The following is an 18370-nucleotide window of genomic DNA, read 5'->3' on the forward strand; positions in this document are numbered from 1 at the left end:
GGTGCGTGCCGCCGAACCAGGTTGACCACTTGCTCAAGGAGTTCGACCTGATCGTCCGAGTGCCGCAGACCACCACCGACGGTGACGCACTCCCACGGATGCGCTCGCAGCGGGTCCGTGACGATGGTTTCCACCTTGCTTTCGGGCAGGGCGCCCGGTCCTTCAGGGCCGGTGTGAATGCCCGCTCCCGCGGAGCGGGTCGGGGGGAAGCCGAATCGCCGGCAGGGCGATTCGGTGTCTCGGGCGAGACGGATCTCGAGCAGGTGCGGCAACTCGAAGTCGACGGTGATCGCTTGACGGTGGCTGGCAATCGGTGGTCGGGCGGGTCGGTGGCCGGGGTGGTCACTCGCACGGGTGATGTCGGTCGATGGTGTGGGCGGTCGGGGAACGTGTTGGCTAGGTTCACGGTCATGGCACGGTTTCGGATGTACCCGACGAGCGAGCAGGCGGGCGTCATGCTCGGCCACTGCGCGCATGCCCGGTACGTCTGGAACCTTGCCGTCGAGCAGCACGCGCATTGGCGCAGGTGGCGTAGGTCGGCGCCCGGTTTTGCCGAGCAGTGTCGCCAGCTCACCGAGGCCCGGCGTGACAACGCATGGCTGGCCGCAGGCAATGCCGATGTGCAGCAACAGGCACTGAAGGACTTCGCCAAAGCCAAGAACGCCCGCTTCACGTCCGGGTTCGGTGAGCCGACCTGGCGCAAGAAGTACCGGCACGAGGGCTTTCGTGTCATCGGCACCGATCGCGTCCCGGAGTTCGAGGCGGACGGTTCACCGAAGCTGAACGCGAAGACCGGTAAGCAGGTCATGGCCCGCTCCGTCGTCGTACAGAAACTGAACCGCCGGTGGGCTCGGGTCAAGGTGCCCGGCTGCGGCTGGGTCCGCTTCCGCCTCAGCCGCAACGGCAAGGGCTCTGAACTGCCGAAGGCGAAGACGTTCCGCATTACCTACCGCAACGGCCGGTGGCACATCGCCTTCGCAGCCATTCCCGCACCGGTCGAAGCGCCCGGCACCGGAGGGGTCATCGGTATCGACCGGGGCGTGAACATCACGGCGGCCCTCTCGGATGGGCGGAAGTTGAACTGTCCGCAGCTCACCGTGAAGGAACGCGCGCAGGTCCGTAAACACCAGCGGCGTGCCGCTCGCGCCCCGAAGGGCAGTGAGCGCAAGGCCGCCGAGTACGCCAAGGTGGCCAGGCTCAAAGCGCGTGAGGCCGACCGGCGCAAGGACTGGTGCGAGAAGACCTCGACGATGCTGGCCCGTACCTATGGCCTGGTGCGGTTCGAGAAGCTGAACATCAAGAACATGACCCGCTCGGCCAGGGGAACCACCGAACAGCCCGGCAAGCAGGTCAGGCAGAAGGCCGGACTGAACCGGGCGATCCTGGCCCAGGGCTGGGGCCTGCTCCGACAGCGCACCGGGCACAAGGCCCCGGGCCGGGTCGAAGACGTCCCCGCCCCCTACACCTCCCTGCGTTGCTCCGCCTGCGGTTGGATCGACAAGAACTCGCGCAAGAGCCAAGCCGAGTTCGTCTGCTCCTCCTGCGGCTTCACCTGCAACGCCGACACCAACGCAGCAACCAACGTCGCGGCAGGACAGGGCGGGATCCCCCGCCCCCGGCGAACAGCCGGTGCCGGAGGGGTGACAACGGCCACCGGCCATTCGAACACCCGTGAACCCCAACCCATACGGGTCGGAATCCCCCTCTTTAAAGAGGGGGAGGATGTCAAAGGTCCTGACTGTTCCTGGTTCCGTCGAGTGCCCCCGAAGCTCAGGCAGCCTGAACCGCCCCGTTGAACCGCAGGATATGAACTGTCGCTCGCGCTACGCTTCCGCGTCGTGCAGAAGACGCGCCTCGACATTGCCCGTATCCGGGCGGCCCGCCGGGTCATCGACCCGGTTTTCCTCGACACTCCGCTGTACCGCTGCGAGGCGCTGGAGCCCGGCCTCGGATGCGCCGTGAGCATCAAGCTCGAAACGGCGAACCCGGTACGCAGCTTCAAGGCCCGCGGCACCGAGGTGGTCGCGAGCCTGCTCGCCGAGGACGGCTCGCGCGACGTGGTGTGTGCCAGCGCTGGAAATCTCGGCCAGGCCCTCGCGTGGTCCGGTCGCGGTCGGGGGCTCGAGGTGACGGTCGTGGCGTCACGCTTTGCGACGGTGGCCAAGCTTGACCGCATCCGCGCGCTGGGCGCCGGGTTGGAACTGGTCGACGGCGATCACGAGATGGCTCGTGAGCGGGCGGCAGCCATCGCGCGCCGCGAGGGAATCCGGCTGGTCGAAGACAGCCTGGACATCGAGACCTGCGAGGGCGCGGCGACCATCGGCCTGGAACTGGTGGACACCGTGCCGTCGTTCGACACCGTCCTGATCGCTCTCGGCGGCGGGGCGCTGGCCACCGGTGTGGGTCATGTACTGAAGGCCATGGCGCCCGAGGTCGAGGTGATCTGCGTCCAGCCGCTGGGCGCACCGGCGATGACACACTCGTGGCGCGGGCGGCGCGTCGTCACCACCGACTCGACCAGCACGATCGCCGACGGCGTCGCCGGCCGGTATCCCATCCCGGCCGTCCTGGACGACCTCCTCCTGGTCGCCGACGACGCCGTTCTGGTCCAGGAGGAATCGATCATCGCCGGTATGCGGATGCTCCTCGACCACGCGGGCCTCGTCGTCGAACCGTCGGCCGCGCTCGGCATCGCGGCGATCCTCGAAGACCGTGACCGGTTCGCCGGCCGGCATGTGGTCACCATCGTGTGCGGGAGCAACGTCGACGTGGACGCCTATCACCGCTGGATCGCTGCGGCTCCCGTCCACCGGTCCTGACCCACACGGCCTCGAGCTCCGCCAACGGTGGCACCGCCGGGCCATGCGTAACCCTCGACTTGCCTGTCTTGGCTCGCCGTTGCTGTCGCCCTACGGTCCTGCCCACGCCGTGAGCGCTCCGAGGGCGCCGGCCTGAGTGCGCCAGTCGGTCTGGTTGGGGAGGGCGCCGGCCCAGCGTTCACCGAGGGCGTTGAGGGAACTGCGGTCCCGGGCCCACAACGTGTCCGCCTGCTTCTGGAGATAGCCCTGGTAAGTACTGGAACCGGTCGCCTTCGCGAGGTCGGCGAGGTTCCGCACGAAGATGCCCTTGAACTGCTTCTGGTTGTCGTCACAGGACGCCGAGCCGACGTCGCAGGACTCGGTGAGCACGCCGTCGCGGGTCAGCGCCGGGCTGCTGACGGCGGCGTCGGCGAGGGTCCGCGCGGTGGCCAGCAGTGAACCGTCCCCGGTCGACTTCCACAGCTCGGTGAAACCGCCGATGGCCAGCCCTTGGTTGTAACTCCACACGGTGCCGCCATTGTTGGCGCAGGCAGAGGTCAGCCCGTCGTTCACCAGGCCGGAGGAGTTGATCATCCCGCTCGTCCTGAACCAGGCGGCGGCGGTTCTGGCTCGCTGGAGCCATACCGTGTCGCCCGGGATGCGCTGGTGCAGCGCGGTGGTCAGCCAGAGGTACTGGCCGTTCGTGACCGCGTTCTTGTAGGTGCGCTCCCGATCCCACCACACGCCGCCTCCGCAGGTCCCCGGGTCCCAGTACTGCTGGACGTAGCCGGAGATGGTGACGGCCTCGTCGAGATAGCGGGAGTCGCCGGTGTAGTCGTACGCGTCGATCCAGGCGATGGCCCACCAGCCCGAGTCGTCGATGGAACGGCTGATGAAGTGGCCCTCGATCGCGTCCGAACCGCGCACACCGGCGGCGAAGGTGCCCTTGTTCCGGTCGTAGGTGCGCGCGACGACCCAGTCGTAGTCGTGCGTGCCGGTCGTCCTGGCGAAGTCGACGAGCGAGGTGAGTGTGGCGGCGGAGTTCCACCAACTGCTGGGCCACCAGCCGTTGTAGGGGTCGTACGACGACATGAGCGCGTCCGCCGCGGCGCGTGTCCGGGTCGGCACGGGCCTGGCCCACACGGTGCAGCTGCCCTCCTGGTGGCCGGCCTCACGGCCGCACGCGCGGACCGCACCACCGTAGAGGAGGCCGCGCGGATCGCGGGTCGCGTGCATCGTCGTACGGGTGCCGGTGGCTCCCTGCGGGACGGCGGTGCGGCCGAGGGAGGAGCCGTCCGGCCAGGTCGAGCCGCCGTCCCAGGAACGGTCCAGCCAGACTTCGTCACCGCCGGCGCCGGATTCGATGCTCGCCCAGGCCATGGAGTTCTTCTGGTCGACGTGCAGCCGGATCGTACGGCCGTAGAGCGTGGCGGACGGCACCGGCTGGTCGTCGCCGGACGCCCGGCCGGCGTCGGTGCGGTCGCAGAGTGTGTCGCAGACGGTGGGGTAGGCCCAGTCGGTGCAGCCGACTGCGGCGGCGTCGCCGCAGGCCCGGACCAGCCCGCGTCGGTGGTTGCGGGGATCGGTGATGTTGTACATCAGCGTCCTGGTGCCGGTCCAGGTGCCCGGGATGGCTGCCTTGCCGAGCAGCCCGTCCCAGGTGGCACCGCCGTCCCAGGAACGGTCGAGCCACACCGAGTCGCCCGTCACTCCTCCGTCGATGCTGGCCCACGCCATGTCGTCCGCGTCGGAGACGTGCAGTTCGAGGCGACGGCCGTTGAGTGCCTTCGCCGGTATCGGAAAGCCCTCCTGTCGCGCCAGCGAGGGGTCCAGCGTGTCGCAGGCCAGTACGCACACCTGGGTGGCGGCGGCCGCGGGCGTCGCGGCCGGGAGAACAGCCGCACACGCGAGCACGACCGCCGACAGGAAACTGAGGAACCGTGGTCCGACAACGATGTCGGCGCTGCGCAAGGACACCGGAACTCGCCTCGATTTCACGATGGAGGATGCCGGGGCGGCGGGCACGGCCGGGACCGACGGCGCTGTGACGAGCCGAGTGCGCGGCGGTCGAGCCTGGTCCGTACCTTCTTTCGGGGCAGTGAACCGGCTTGACGTATCCCTGTCAATGTCACCAGCAAGGATTTCCCATAAGGCAGTTCATGGTGTCAGTGACGGCGACCCGGTTGGTGCCAGAGTACCGAGCGCACAGGGGTCGCCTCCTTTTCGGACGGACCCCTGTGCGCTCGGCGGTCGTGCGGCGGTTTCGGCGGTGGGCTAGTGGTGCGCTTCGTCCGCCGAAGCCTGCTCCTGGAGGAGCGCGGTGATCTGGTTCACGTCGTTGAAGATGCCGATGAAGCTCTGGAGGTCCGGGGTGGCGGCGCCGTTGACGCCGACGAAGAAGGTCAGCAGGCGGCCGTCGTCGGTCTGCAGATAGCCCGCCTCGTTCTGCGCCGTGGCCGCGAGCTCCTGGTTCAGCTCGTCGTCACCGATGATCGTGCCGGGCTTGGCGAAGACCTTGCCCTTGGCCGGGCAGTCGGTGGTGCAGGAGATGCCGTTCGAGCCGTCGACGCCGAGGATCGGGAGCAGACTCCGGAAGGCCTCGGCGTCGGGGGTGTGCAGCCAGTAGGTGAGGAGCTCGACGAGGCCGTTCGGGGTGACCCGCTCGGCCGGCACGCCGCCACGCCCGTCGGCGAGCTGGAACTGTTTCGGGTCGATCTGCGCGACGTTGGTGAGGAAGTCGTGCTCGATCGGGAACGCGTCGAAGCAGTTCTTGCTGCCGCGTGCGACGGCCATGTTGCACAGGGCCAGGTTGGCGCCGAGGTTGTGGCTGACCTTGAGGATCAGCTTGGCGTACTGGCTGTAGGGCGGGGAGACGTACGCGGCGACGCGGGGGGTGTTGCGGTAGGAGGCGGGCAGCTCCTTCTGCGGGTTGGGGCCGGTGGGCGGCGCGGTGACGGTGACGCCGACACGGGCCAGGGCCTCGATCAGCGCGGTGCGACCGAAGGCGTTGGGGTCCTGGATGTTGGAGACCCGCAGCAGCGGCTGTGAACCGGCGGCGATGGTGCCGGAGAGGTGGATCTGAGTGCCGTCGGGCGAGGCGGTCACGTTGACGGAGGTGGTCCCCCCGCTGGAGACCGTCCGGACCGTGGAGGTGACGTGGTACGGCGAGACCTGCGGGCGCCAGAACAGCTTTGCCGGCTGCCCCGGCCTGGTCGGGGTCGTCAGCAGGTCGATCAGGTTGTCGTTGAGGATCAGCGGGGTGGGCTGCGGGCTCAACGCGGGAGGAGTGAAAAGACGGGGGTCGATGATGACGTTGCCGTCGACCCTGGTGATGCCGGCGTCGCGGATCTGCCGGGCGATCTTGTTGATGCCGGCGAGCGGGTTCTCCGGGGTGAGGGTCGCGCCGGGGATTGCGGCCTCGGTGTGGTCGATGTCGGTGTAGTCGACCGACCCGTCGGGCTTGGTGCGCCCGCCCATGGTCAGGTCGCCCTGGGCGACCAGTGCCAGGTTCCCGTGCAGCGTCGACCCGGTGCGGGTGCCGGTCGCCATCACGGGGGTGGTGAAGCGGTGGTTCGGGCCGAGGGTGTGCCAGGCGGTCGAGATGGTGACCAGCTTGACCGTCGAGCCGGGGACGAAGAACTGGTTCGGGAACTGGGAGTGGATCACCCGGCCGGTCTCCGGGTCCGTCTCCAGCACGCCCCACTGCGCGTGCTCGTAACCGGGCTTGTGCATGATCGCCTCGATGGCGGGCCCGAGGTCGTCGTCGTGCGCCGCCGCCGGGGTGCCGGCGGCTGCCGCCCCCGCCAGAAGCGCGAGTGTCGCACCGGCACCGGCCCAGGTCCGAAGCCGGCCACAGATCATCGGTCTCATGCGTTCCGCCATTTCTGGAGTCGAAGAAGCCGAGTCGAGGAACCCGCATCGCACGGCCCCGACTCGCCCGGACCCTGCTCGCCGGGACGCTCCTGCGGCATCGTAGGAACACGGACCGCGCACGTTTCCCCTGCTCGGCGCCGCGCCGACAGCTTGGGGGAGAACTTCATCCGGTCGGTCGATCACCGAGGCCGACGACGCGGGGAGTCCGCGCGAGTGCCGTGAGCGGCGCGCTTGGTGTCGGGTCCGGTGACACGGCTGCCATCCGCAAACCTTGAGTGACGTCGGCTGGTTCGTCTCGTTCGTGGCATCGGCCCGGTCGCGCTCACCAGCAGACCAGGTCCATGGACCGTCGAGCGAGCCAGTCCGTGAACGAGACGGGCCGGCCGTCCAGGGTCAGAGGAAGGATCAGGTCGCAGGTGGCCCGGCCGTCGAACCACAGTGAGCCCCGGTGCGGACCGGTGACGACGAGCAGGGTCGAGAAGCCACAGCCGTTGTCCTGGATGAATACGGCACCGGACGTCTTGCGCTCCTGGAACACCTCGTACTCGGCGTCCCACTGTTCCCACGCCGCTTGGTAGGCGTTCTGGTCCGGGAAGTCCTGCGCCAGCGGCTCGCGCGCGTCCAGCTCGTCCTCGTCTTGGCGGTAGGAGTCGGGGTGAGGGAAGTCGGTGGTGAGCAAGCCGTAGTTGGTGCTCGAGTCCCCTTGCCAGCCCCATCCTGCCGAGGATCGGCACAGGCGGTTGACCGTGCCGTCGGAGCTCTGCCGGAGCAGATACTCGCGGTACTGGTCCGGGAACGCGATGCCCAGTTCCGCCTCCGCTTCGCGGATCTCCGCTTCGGACAGCGGCAGCGGCAGCGGGGAGGCGGCCTGTCTCGCGGATGGACTGCCGAACTCGTCGAAGCGCCTCCCCCGAGCAATGCGCCGGGCTTCCACTGTCCAGTCGGTCGTCACGCAGGTGAGGGTAGTTGCCGGCGGAGGCGGCGAGCCCCGCTGGTGTCTACGGCCGGACAGCCGCGCCACGCCGTGGCGGCGGGCACTTGCGCAGCATGACCGATAGGTTGCGCATGTCCGTTATCTCCCTTCACTGCACGTATCTTCTTTCACGGCGCGCCGACCCGAGGAGCCCCCGCGATGACCGCGTTCCCCACCGACCTGTCCCCCCTGACCGGGCACTACACCATCGACGCCTCGCACAGCCGGATCGGCTTCGTCGCCCGGCACGCGATGGTCACCAAGGTCCGCGGCGCGTTCAGCGAGTTCGAGGGCAGCGCGTCCTTCGACGGCGCCGACCCGTCGAAGTCGAGCGGCACGGTGACCATCCAGGCCAACAGCGTGGACACCCGCAACGCCGATCGCGACAAGCACCTGCGCAGCAACGACTTCCTCAACATGGACGAGTACCCGCAGATCACGTTCGTCTCCACGGCCGTACACCGCAGCGGCGACAGCACTTTCGACGTCACCGGAGATCTCACCATCAAGGGCGTCACCAAGCCGGTGACCATCCCCTTCAGCTACGAGGGCACCGCCACCGACCCGTTCGGCAACGTTCGCGTCGGCCTGGAAGGCTCGGTCACCATCAACCGCAAGGACTACGGCGTCATCTGGAACGCCGCGCTGGAGACCGGCGGTGTCCTGGTGAGCGAGAAGATCCAGCTGGAGTTCGAGATCTCCGCGATCAAGGACGCCTGACAGGTCCCCGTCCCGCCGCCCCGCGTCCCGGCGGAAGCTCGTCACCGCCGGGGGCCCGACGATTCCGCGGGCCGCCGGCCGCCGCTCGTCACGGGCCCGAACGCCGGTGACGAGCCCGCGACCCCGATCCAGCACCTTCCGGCGGCACACCGAGCTGATCTCGTACGATCCAGGTTGTCGGCGTACTCGTCGGCTGAACCCTCAGGTGATGGACGGGAGGCCGAGCGTGGCCGAGGCGACGGTGGCCGAGGTGATGGCCGAGCTGGCCGGGCTCGAGGACCCCAAGGCGCGCGCGGTGAACGAGAAGCACGGTGACGATCACGGTGTGAACCTCGGCAAGCTGCGTGCGCTCGCGAAGCGGCTGAAGACACAGCAGGAACTCGCCTGCCGGCTCTGGGAGACGGATGACAGCGCGGCAAGACTGCTGGCGATCCTGATCTGCCGCCCGAAGGCCTTCGGGCGTGCGGAGCTGGACACCATGCTGCGCCAGGCGCGCACACCCAAGGTACACGACTGGCTCGTGAACTACGTGGTGAAGAAGAGCCCGCACGCCGAGGAGCTGCGGCTGGACTGGTCCGCCGATCCGGATCCGGTGGTGGCCGGTGCCGGCTGGGCGCTGACCACCGAACGCGTGGCGAAGAACCCCGAGGGCCTGGACCTCCCGGGGTTGCTCGACACCATCGAGGCGGACATGAAGGACGCCCCCGACCGCCTGCAGTGGGCGATGAACCACTGCCTGGCCCAGATCGGGATCGAGCACACCGAGCACCGCGCCCGTGCCATCGACATCGGTGAGCGCCTGGAAGTCCTCAAGGACTACCCCACTCCCCCGGGCTGCACCTCCCCGTTCGCGCCCGTCTGGATCACCGAGATGGTGCGCCGACAGCACGGTTGAGGCGCCGGCTTCATCGACCGCGGCCAGCCGGTGTGACGGCGAGGCGTCGGGCGAACCGAGTGTCGCGCCGCCACGATGACGGCTCCCGGGCGGTGTGATGCTGCTGGCAAGCGGCGTGTCCGGATGATCGTCCTCACACGTACGGCCCTTCCGCCGGCGCCTACGCCAAAGGACACGGTCGATCAGATCAACAGGTCGACCGCAGCACGTTCTCGGCGGCGGAGACCCGGGGCAGGGGGTGACGATGGCGAAGTCCGGGTCGGGCTCTGCGAGATGCATCAGGAGTTCGGTCGCCTTGGCCGAAACACGGCCTGCCCTGCCGCCACAGACTGGGATTGGCCGGGGACGGGCAATCCTGGCCGAGCTTGGTCTATAACCTCCGTCCGGCCCTGGCAGGGTGGGCGGTGGGCCTGAGCGCGAGTGGTCGAATCGGGATGCGCCGATCTGCGGGGCAGCTGCATACTCGGCGCATGGCCTTGCTCTCCAGTCGGTTTCGGGATCCGCGCAGTACCGAGTACGACTTCATCGGCTCGATCATTGTGCGATGCCCCGGTTGTGCGAAAGCCGCTCGTGTCGTTCCAGCGCCCGAAGACTCCAATCCCGGAGGTCGGATGCTGTTCAAGCCGCGGCGTCTGGTCTGCCGCGGCTGCGGACTGTCACGGATGTGGAGCGGCCGTCTTGTCACGCTCTCCCGTGGCACAGCTCAACCCGCGACGGATCCGTACTTCGGTATGCCGTTGTGGTTCCAGGTTGAGACCCGGCATGGGTGGTTGTGGGCGTACAACCTCGAACATCTCGACCTGATCCGTCGTTTCGTTCAAGCGTCGCTGCGAGAACGAGCTCCCTGGTACGACACCGGACAGAAAATGACCTTGGTGGCCCGCCTTCCGGCATGGATCAAGCGAGCGAAGAACCGAGACGAGACCCTGCGTGCCGTCAGCCGGATCCACGCCTCGCTGGTTGCCGCCTGACCTGCTTACCAGCGTCCGAACGGCACTCGAACTTGATCTCTGGTTGCACTGTTCAGCGGATGCGTGGGAGGCCTCCGCCCGATCATGCGCTCTGGCCAAAGAGGTGCTTGACCAGTTCGACGGCCGTGAGGGGGAGTCTGCTGCCTGGCGCTGTTCCGGCCGCGGCATTCGCGAACGCCTCATGCTTTTGCCGGTGGAGGTCCTCGGGCGAATGCGCACGGACCGCGTGATGCGCAAGCCCGTCCCGGTAGCGTGGACCTCACCACCTCAGGGCGGACGGCCGCCGAAACACGGCGAAGGGTCCGCTTCGCCAAGCCTGACACCTGGGGCGGCCCCGATGCCGCGACCGTGCAGGTCACCGACCCGCTACGGCACCGCGCACTCGATGGCCTGGGACCGCGTCCATCCTTGTCTGACCACCCGCTCCACCTGGATCGACCACACCGGCGAACTCCCCGTCATCGAAGGCACCTTGATCCGCCTGGAAGTCGACCGCCTGTCCGGCGGCCACGAGCCGCTCCCCGTCCGGCCAGGGACGTCTACCACCGGCCTGTCGGAACCAGGACGTCGACTTGCACCGGCAGTCGTTCTTGCGCAGATTCGATCTGGAGTCACGCCTTCCGGATGATCAAGCAGACTCTGGGCTGGACCCGCCCGAGACTTCGCACGCCCGAGACGGCGGACCGATGGACCTGGCTGGTCGTCGCCTCCTACACCCGGCTCCGCCTCGCCCGCCCGCTGGCCACGGACCTCCGTCGGCCTTGGGAGAGGCCGAGCCCGGCCGGCTCACCCCCGCCCGAGTCCGCCGGGGGTTCAGGAACCTCCGCCCGAACTTGCCCTGCCCGACGCGTGCACCGAAAACCAACCGGACCGGCCCCGGACGCCCGCCCGGTTCGAAGAACCAGCGCCCTGCCATCCGCTACGACGTGGGCAAAACAGTCAGGCGGCCCGAGACCATCGCCAAACGTGACCAGGTCGGACCATGAAGAACAAGTTGAGTAGTGGTTTCTCAATCCTTGGCTTCGTTGGTGAGTCGAGGCCGAGGGGGCAGTCCGGGTGCATGTCGCAGGCTCTGAGTGATAGGCAAAGAGTGATGGGCAAACCGTCCCGCTTATCGCTGCAGGAGTGTCAAGATCATCCCAGCTCCTGACCAGTAGACCGAGGGGACGGCCCAGACATGGCTCGATGGATAGTGCTTGCCTCACTGCTTGATGCGGAAGCATCCAGCTATCGCACTCTTGCCGAATTGGACGGCAGTGCTGACGAGGCGATGGCCGCGCTTCGAGAAGAGGTGAACACCTATGACCGCGGTATCACCAAGGTGGTCCGGCGGGAGGTGTTCAGATGCTCGGAACGGTCGTACTTCGTTCGCGTCAACGGGCGTCTTTCTCTGAGCGAGTGCTTCATCCAGCTTTGCGAACTGGTGGCTGACACCGCAGCCGCTGATCTTCCGGATGGCATTGACTAGCGGCAGCGGCAAAGCGCAAGCCAGGGGCGCCCTGCCACATGCCGTCCACGCGGTCGACGCGAAGTTCGAGACAAGCGGATGGCCGTCGGGTGCACGAAGGACATCCGGCCGAGCTGGTCGAACAGTGCAAGCATCGGCCGTTGTCGATGCCGAACTCTGGGCCGGGAAGATCGCCAGGGCTCTGCAGGAGTTACGAGGGCCGGATCAGCGGGGAGGATTTGACCGAGGAGACCGGGCTGCCCCCGGACCAGGTCGAGGCCGGGTGACATGGCGAGACCTCGAACTCCTGCGATGGCAACAGGAGTTTGGCGACGACGACCCCGAGCCGTCCTCGTAGGCCGGCTCAGCCGGTGGGCTTCGGCGTCTTCGACCAGCCTTGTTCTCCAACCTCCGGTGTTCTGTGACGTCGAACCGGGTCCGTCTGCCATCGAAGTTGAACCGGCTGAGATGTTGTCGGGTGTTCATGCTTCGATGCGCAGCCAGGTGTTGCCTGTGCGGAGCCAGAGGGAGCCGTCGCGGCCTTGGCCGCAACGCATGACGACTCGACCGGGCACTCGAAGCCGACAGCGGCTGGTTACTGCCCAGGTAGTGCCGTCGAGCTCGGCACGTGTGAGCTCCACGGACCGCTTGTTGTGGTCTCGACGGGTGAGCACTGCCCGGTTGCCGCGGACCGCGAATCCGTCCGGACGCCGGACGGGGCTGAGGTAGCTGGCCACGACGCCGGTGGACGGAGTGATCCGTGTCAGGTAAGTGCCGCCTCTGCTGCTGCCGGGGTACCAAACGAGCCATATCTGTTCGCCCTCGGTCGCGGCGGTACAGCCCTCCAGCGGGTGGTCGGGGAGCCTTCCTTCGGGAGCCCAGATCGCCTGGCCCTCAGTGTTCCAGCCCGCGAGGCCCGCACCCGATTCGGGGTGGCCGCCGTAGATGCCTTCGTCTCCGTACGCCGCCCAGATGGCTCCGTGGACGTCCGTGACGAGGGCGGGGATGTCGTCGCCGACGCAGAACTCGGCTTCAGATGTGCCCGATGGGGAGAACACCACAGCGTTGGACGTCCAGGAGCCTTCGGTCTCGTTCCGGAAGGTGCGGCCGCTCACCAGCAGGAATCGGGAATCCGGGAGCAGGGCCAAGTGGCTGGGCCGAATCCGGATGTCCTTCACCAGGATGCGCCGCTCCTCCTGCCCCGTGACGGTGACCAACTCACCGGTGAACGGGACTTCCGGCCCCCACCCGATCCACCCCATGGGGTAGCGGGCGCGATGAAGGAGTCGCCGGTGGACCAACAGGACCGCGAGCTCCCCGGCAGGCCCGACGCTCCACCAAAGGACTCGATACCCGCGCACGGCGTCGGCAGCCGGAAGCTGCCACATCTTGTGTATCGCGGCACCGGAACGAGCAGTCATGGGGCGGAGATTCATGGCAGTCGCCTCTAGGACTCCGGGAGCCGAGCGGCCCGAAGAGCGCCACCTTACCGGCCCTTTTCAGTCCAACTCCAGTGGCGATCTGTGCTGCCCGGTCCACGGCGACGGCGAATCACGGCACGGAGGTCACACAGGCATGGGACCGGGTCCACCTCGTTTCCTTGCAGGGTGCCCCGGCCTTCAGGCCGGGGGTGAATGCGAGCCCCTGCGGAGCAGGGCAGGGGCAGAGGAATCGCCGTCAGGGCGATTCGTCGTCGCCTTGACGGTGTCGAGAGCGATCTCGAGCGGGTGCAGGATCTCGGCGTCGAGGGGCCGCCGGTCGGCGACCGGTTGAGCTGAGCGGTGAGCCGGGCGTGGAGTTCTTCGGGGATGCAAGGCGTGCATTTGAACATTCCGCTGTTATCGCGTTATTACGCTATTACTGTGGCGGCATGGTGAAGTTCCGTATGTACCCCACGTGCGCGCAGGAGCGGCAGATGTTGCTGCACTGTGCGCATGCCCGGTACGTGTGGAACCTGGCGGTCGAGCAGCATGCGCACTGGCGCAGGTGGCGTAGGTCGGCGCCCGGTTTTGCCGAGCAGTGCCGTCAGCTCACCGAGGCCCGGCGCGACAATGAGTGGCTGGCGGCCGGGAACGCGGACGTTCAGCAGCAGGCGCTGAAGGACTTCGCCACGGCGAAGAACGCCCGCTTTACGTCCGGGTTCGGTGAGCCGACCTGGCGCAAGAAGTACCGGCATGAGGGCTTTCGTGTCATCGGGACCGACCGGGTCCCGGAGTTCGAGGCGGACGGTTCACCGAAGCTGAACGCGAAGACAGGCAGGCAGGTCATGGCCCGCTCGGTGGTGGTGCAGAAACTGAACCGCCGGTGGGCTCGGGTCAAGGTGCCCGGCTGCGGCTGGGTCCGCTTCCGGCTCAGCCGCAACGGCAAGGGCTCTGAACTGCCGAAGGCGAAGACGTTCCGCATTACCTACCGCAACGGCCGGTGGCACATCGCCTTCGCGGTCATCCCCGCACCGGTCGAAGCGCCCAGTACGGGCGGGGTCATCGGTATCGACCGGGGCGTGAACATCACGGCCGCCCTCTCGGACGGGCGGAAGTTGAACTGCCCGCAGCTCACCGTGAAGGAACGAGCGCAGGTCCGTAAACACCAGCGGCGCGCCGCACGCGCTCCGAAGGGCAGTGAGCGCAAGGCCGCCGAGTACGCCAAGGTGGCCAGGCTCAAGGCCCGTGAGGCCGACCGGCGCAAGGACTGGTGCGAGAAGACCTCGACGATGTTGGCCCGCACCTATGGCCTGGTGCGGTTCGAGAAGCTGAACATCAAGAACATGACCCGCTCGGCCAGGGGAACCACCGAACAGCCCGGCAGGCAGGTCAGGCAGAAGGCCGGGCTGAACCGGGTCATCCTGGCCCAGGGCTGGGGCCTGCTCCGACAGCGCACCGGGCACAAGGCCCCGGGCCGGGTCGAAGACGTCCCCGCCCCCTACACCAGTCTGCGCTGCAGCGCCTGCGGATGGATCGACAAGAACTCGCGCAAGAGCCAAGCCGAGTTCGCCTGCTCCTTCTGCGGCTTCACCTGCAACGCCGATGAGAACGCAGCAGTCAACGTCGCGGCAGGACAGGGCGGGATCCCCCGCCCCCGGCGAACAGCCGGTGCCGGAGGGGTGACAACGGCCACCAGCCATTCGAACACCCGTGAACCCCAACCCGTACGGGTCGGAATCCCCCTCTTTCAAGAGGGGGAGGATGTCAACCAAGGCTGACTCAGCGCGCCGCGCGGCGGTCGCCAGCACGGAGTTCCAGCCTTCCACAGACCGTCGCGGCCACAGCCACACTCACCCGCGGCTCGGCCCCGGCGACCGGGAGTACTCCATCCGGCACATGAGGGTGGCGGGACCCCGGCCCCAACGGTGGCGGAACCTCGGCGTCGACCGTGAACAGGGCGGGGGTCGCACGGTTCCGAGTTCCCATACAAGCGTATTACACGCACGTATTGTACGAGCGTATAGATTCGTCTACGGTGAACCCATGAACACCGACAACGCCGAGCGTTCCGCGCTCACCATCGACGGCCGCACCCTGTCCTATGTGGACTTCGGCGGACCGGGCCGCCCGCTGCTCGCCCTGCACGGACACATGTCCGAGGGCATGTCGTACGCCGGTCTCGCCGCCCGACTCGCCCCGGACTGGCGGGTCATAGCACCCGACCAGCGCGGACACGGCGACTCCGATCGGGCGGCCGACTACAGCCGCGAGGGCTACCTCACCGACCTGGAAGCCCTCATGGACCACCTGGGGCTGCGTCGCGCGGCCCTCCTCGGCCACTCGCTCGGCGCGATCAACGCCTACCAGTTCGCCGCCCGCCGTCCCGAGCGTGTGACCTCGCTGGTCAACGGAGAGGGCTGTGCGGAGCTCGGCCTGGACGGCAGCAACCCGCTGGCGTTCGTGCTGAACCTTCCGCAGGACACCTGCCCCAGCCGGGAGGCGTTCGTGACGCGGCTGGGCCCGTTCGCCCCCTTCCTCGCATCCGCCGTTCGCGAGCGGCCGGACGGAACCTGGGGCCTGCACTTCCACCCCGAGGACATCTACGCATCCGAGGACCAGGTCCACGGCGACCACTGGGCGGACTGGACCGGCTCCGCCTGCCCGGCGCTGCTGATACGCGGCACCGCAGGCGGCGTGCTGTCGGCCGAGCAGGCAGCACGGATGACCGCCCGGCGGCCCGGCACCCGTCTCGTCGAACTGGCCACGGACCACTTCTTGTACGCCAACGATCTGGCCGGCTTCGCGGACGCGGTCCGCGACTTCCTTGCCTCGGTCCGGTCATGACTTGGCCACCGACTGCCTGGTGCGGTCAAGGCGGCCCGGCCGCACCGACCGATGCGTGCCCCCTGCCCTGGGCAGTGGACGGCGTGGGTCCGCCTCCACGAGCCAAGCGGGTGAATCCGGGGGCTTCAAGCCTCGACAGCCTCAGCCGAACCCCAGCCCCAGCCCCAGCCCCAGTTGCGGCAGTCGGCGTCGCAGTGGGCAATGCCCACTGCGACCCTCAGCACGCCTGATTCCTCGGCACGGCTCCGCCCCCGCCCGCCCGCGCATGGGACTTCACCACAACCGGGGCCCTGCAGGGCTTCGTCGGGGCCTGGGGCACCTGGAACTCGGGCTCCTTCGACGCCATCGGGCGCTACATCGAAGACAGTTGGGCGCCCGGTCCTGGTGAGAGGGAGGTCCCTCTGCCCGCGGTGGGAAGCTGGACGGAACTCATAGGTCGCCAGGTGGGCTCGCCCTGCGCACGGCGGCCCCCTCGACCAGGCCGGAGCGTCGCGAAGCGCTGCTCAAGGCCCTGGAGACCTGGGCGCCGACACCGTCGCCGATCCCGCGTACCGCTTCCGCCTGGGCCGGCTCGCCGGGACGACCTCGTTCACCGTCCACCACGACCGGGGCGTCTCTTTGAGCCTGCATCTGCCGGCGGCGCGCGAGACTCTCTGCTTCGAAGCCGTTCTGCCAGGCGGCGAGGCCGCGCCACCCCCCGAAGAACCGCTCTACGTCGCGGGACTGCCGTGGGCGCACACCAAGAAGCCTCTGCCACCGATGGAGACCTGGAAAGCGCCGCTGATCGGTGCGGAGCTGAGCGTCTCCGGGGATGCGGTGTGGGCCTTCGATCTGCTGCCGGACACGCTCCCCACGTTGTTCACCGAGGCCTGGCGGCTGGTCCGTGGGGGGCGGGGACCGGCGGCCTGACGACCGGTGGCGGTCGGGGAGGAGCGCGGCGGAGTGTCGCCGGTGCCGCGGTCGGTGTCGTCGCGCACCTCGCGTACGCGCAGGTCGGGAAGGGAGCGAGTCGACCGTGTGACCGGGCTCGGTGAGCGGCGGGGCGACGGGGGCCAGGGGGCATCCGTGTGTGAAGGGCCGGTGCGTGCGTGGATGGCCGTGCGGGAGCGGTGCTTGCCGGGCCGCTGCCCCCGTATCGCACCCGCGGGTGGGCGACGTGTACGCGTATCGCGGAGGTCCGTGCTCAGGAAGGACCGCGTGTCGTAGCGGGGCGGCGGCGGGGCTGAGGTCGACGCTTGGGCGGTGCGGTCGTCGGCCGGATGACCGGCATCAGGAGGCTGAAGCGCATGCTTGTTCTGGGCCGCTCGCAGGTCGAGTCACTGCTCCGCGTGGACACGCTGATCGATGCCCTGGCTACGGCGATGGCGGACTTCAGTGCGGGCCGCGCCTCGGTACCCGACCGCGTCGCCGCCCTGGTGCCCGAACGCGATGGATTCCTGGCGGCCATGCCGGGCTTCCTGCCCTCGGCCGGGGTGCTCATGACCAAGCTGGTGTCCCTCTTCCCGCACAACGACGGGGTACGGCTGCCGACACATCAGGCGCTGATCGTGGCGTTCGATCCGGACACCGGCGAGCCTGTCGCACTGCTGGACGGTACGGCCATCACCGCGGCGCGAACCGGCGCCTGCTCCGCACTGTCGGCGCGGCTGCTGGCCCGCGAGGACGCGACGGTGCTGGCCGTACTGGGCACCGGTGTGCAGGCCAGGTCCCACGCCCGTGCGATCTGCCGGGTCCGCCCGATCCAGGAGATCCGGGTGGCCGGCCGGGACCCGGTGAAGGCCGCCGCTCTGGCCGAGGAACTCTCCGCCGTACTGGAGGCCGAGGTCCGGGCCGTGGCCGGCTACGCCGAGGCGCTCGACGGAGCGGACATCGCCGCGGCGACGACGCACGCCGTCGAACCCGTGATCCGCCGCCCCTGGCTGACACCCGGCGTGCACATCACCTCCGTCGGATTCAACCCGGCCGGACGCGAGGTCGACGACGCCACGGTCGCCGAGGCGCTGGTGTGCGTCGAATCGCGCCAGGCCGTGCTCGCCCCCTACCCCGCGGGCAGCAACGACCTGCTCACGCCGATCCGCGACGGCCTCATCACAGCCGAGCACGTACACGCCGAGCTGGGCGAACTCATCGCCGGCACCAAACCGGGGCGCACGTCGCCGGACCAGATCACCCTCTACAAGTCGGTCGGCACGGCGGTGCAGGACGCCGCGGCCACGGCCCTGGTTCTCGCGTCCGCCCGCGAGCGGTCGATCGGCGAGCGGGTCACGTTGCGGTGATGCCGCCGGACGGCCTTACCGGCCTTCACCGGCTTCCCGGATCCGCCACCGGAGAGCAGTCCAAGTCGCCACATTGGTCACTGTGCCGTGGGGAGAGCGGATCCACGGGGCTCCGTCCGGGCAATGCTGTCGAGTTGCGCATCCGCGCTGTC

The 18370-nt window shown here is 68.6% G+C and carries 14 protein-coding genes and 1 pseudogene; 11 read left to right on the forward strand and 4 right to left on the reverse strand.

From position 1 onward, the window contains the following. Nucleotides 1–29 precede the first annotated feature (29 nt). Together OG780_RS01825 and OG780_RS01830 are read left to right on the forward strand one after the other, a co-directional pair. A complete protein-coding gene (locus OG780_RS01825) occupies nucleotides 30–1796 on the forward strand; it encodes an RNA-guided endonuclease InsQ/TnpB family protein (protein WP_328443935.1) in 1767 nt (588 codons plus the stop codon). A gap of 42 nt (nucleotides 1797–1838) precedes the next feature. Next, a complete protein-coding gene (locus OG780_RS01830; RefSeq protein ID WP_328443937.1) occupies nucleotides 1839–2819 on the forward strand; it encodes a threonine ammonia-lyase in 981 nt (326 codons plus the stop codon). A 90-nt stretch (nucleotides 2820–2909) separates the two neighbouring features. Here OG780_RS01830 and OG780_RS01835 read toward each other — a convergent pair whose 3' ends face one another. From OG780_RS01835 to OG780_RS01845, 3 genes are all read right to left on the reverse strand, one after another. Beyond that, entirely contained in the window at nucleotides 2910–4775 is a 1866-nt protein-coding gene (locus tag OG780_RS01835; protein WP_328443939.1) for a glycoside hydrolase family 76 protein, read from the reverse strand. 297 nt (nucleotides 4776–5072) lie between these two features. Continuing rightward, nucleotides 5073–6668: a D-alanyl-D-alanine carboxypeptidase/D-alanyl-D-alanine endopeptidase gene (dacB, locus tag OG780_RS01840; RefSeq protein ID WP_328443941.1), complete on the reverse strand. Its 1596-nt coding sequence runs from the start codon at nucleotides 6666–6668 to the stop codon at nucleotides 5073–5075. A 325-nt stretch (nucleotides 6669–6993) separates the two neighbouring features. Beyond that, nucleotides 6994–7623 (reverse strand): SMI1/KNR4 family protein, encoded by a 630-nt coding sequence (locus OG780_RS01845; RefSeq protein ID WP_328443943.1) that lies wholly within the window; start codon nucleotides 7621–7623, stop codon nucleotides 6994–6996. Between the two features lie 180 nt (nucleotides 7624–7803). On the opposite strand from OG780_RS01845, the gene OG780_RS01850 reads away from it, so the two are divergent. The 5 genes and pseudogenes from OG780_RS01850 (at nucleotide 7804) to OG780_RS01870 (ending at nucleotide 11698) form a co-directional block, all read left to right on the forward strand. Next, complete coding sequence (locus OG780_RS01850; protein WP_328443945.1) at nucleotides 7804–8364, forward strand: YceI family protein; 561 nt, start codon at nucleotides 7804–7806, stop codon at nucleotides 8362–8364. Between the two features lie 208 nt (nucleotides 8365–8572). Further along, a complete protein-coding gene (locus tag OG780_RS01855; protein ID WP_328443947.1) occupies nucleotides 8573–9259 on the forward strand; it encodes a DNA alkylation repair protein in 687 nt (228 codons plus the stop codon). Nucleotides 9260–9729: 470 nt separating this feature from the next. Next, complete coding sequence (locus tag OG780_RS01860) at nucleotides 9730–10230, forward strand: hypothetical protein (RefSeq protein WP_328443949.1); 501 nt, start codon at nucleotides 9730–9732, stop codon at nucleotides 10228–10230. A 187-nt stretch (nucleotides 10231–10417) separates the two neighbouring features. Further along, nucleotides 10418–11216, forward strand: a pseudogene (locus OG780_RS01865) (transposase); the annotation flags it as partial. Nucleotides 11217–11407: 191 nt separating this feature from the next. Further along, nucleotides 11408–11698, forward strand: coding sequence for a hypothetical protein (locus OG780_RS01870; RefSeq protein ID WP_328443951.1), 291 nt, complete (start codon nucleotides 11408–11410; stop codon nucleotides 11696–11698). Nucleotides 11699–12159: 461 nt separating this feature from the next. Here the strand turns inward: OG780_RS01870 and OG780_RS01875 are convergent, their stop codons facing one another. Continuing rightward, nucleotides 12160–13098 carry a hypothetical protein gene (locus tag OG780_RS01875; RefSeq protein ID WP_328443953.1) on the reverse strand — a complete coding sequence of 313 codons (939 nt, stop codon included), beginning with the start codon at nucleotides 13096–13098 and terminating at the stop codon, nucleotides 12160–12162. 449 nt (nucleotides 13099–13547) lie between these two features. On the opposite strand from OG780_RS01875, the gene OG780_RS01880 reads away from it, so the two are divergent. From OG780_RS01880 to OG780_RS01895, 4 genes are all read left to right on the forward strand, one after another. Continuing rightward, nucleotides 13548–14876 (forward strand): RNA-guided endonuclease InsQ/TnpB family protein, encoded by a 1329-nt coding sequence (locus tag OG780_RS01880; protein ID WP_328443955.1) that lies wholly within the window; start codon nucleotides 13548–13550, stop codon nucleotides 14874–14876. A 265-nt stretch (nucleotides 14877–15141) separates the two neighbouring features. Further along, nucleotides 15142–15942 carry an alpha/beta fold hydrolase gene (locus OG780_RS01885; protein ID WP_328443957.1) on the forward strand — a complete coding sequence of 267 codons (801 nt, stop codon included), beginning with the start codon at nucleotides 15142–15144 and terminating at the stop codon, nucleotides 15940–15942. 618 nt (nucleotides 15943–16560) lie between these two features. After that, entirely contained in the window at nucleotides 16561–16851 is a 291-nt protein-coding gene (locus tag OG780_RS01890) for a hypothetical protein (RefSeq protein WP_328443959.1), read from the forward strand. A gap of 377 nt (nucleotides 16852–17228) precedes the next feature. After that, entirely contained in the window at nucleotides 17229–18218 is a 990-nt protein-coding gene (locus tag OG780_RS01895; protein WP_328443961.1) for an ornithine cyclodeaminase family protein, read from the forward strand. Nucleotides 18219–18370 lie beyond the last annotated feature (152 nt).

This window comes from Streptomyces sp. NBC_00386 (assembly GCF_036063235.1).
In the GTDB taxonomy this organism is placed as follows: Bacteria; Actinomycetota; Actinomycetes; order Streptomycetales; family Streptomycetaceae; genus Streptomyces.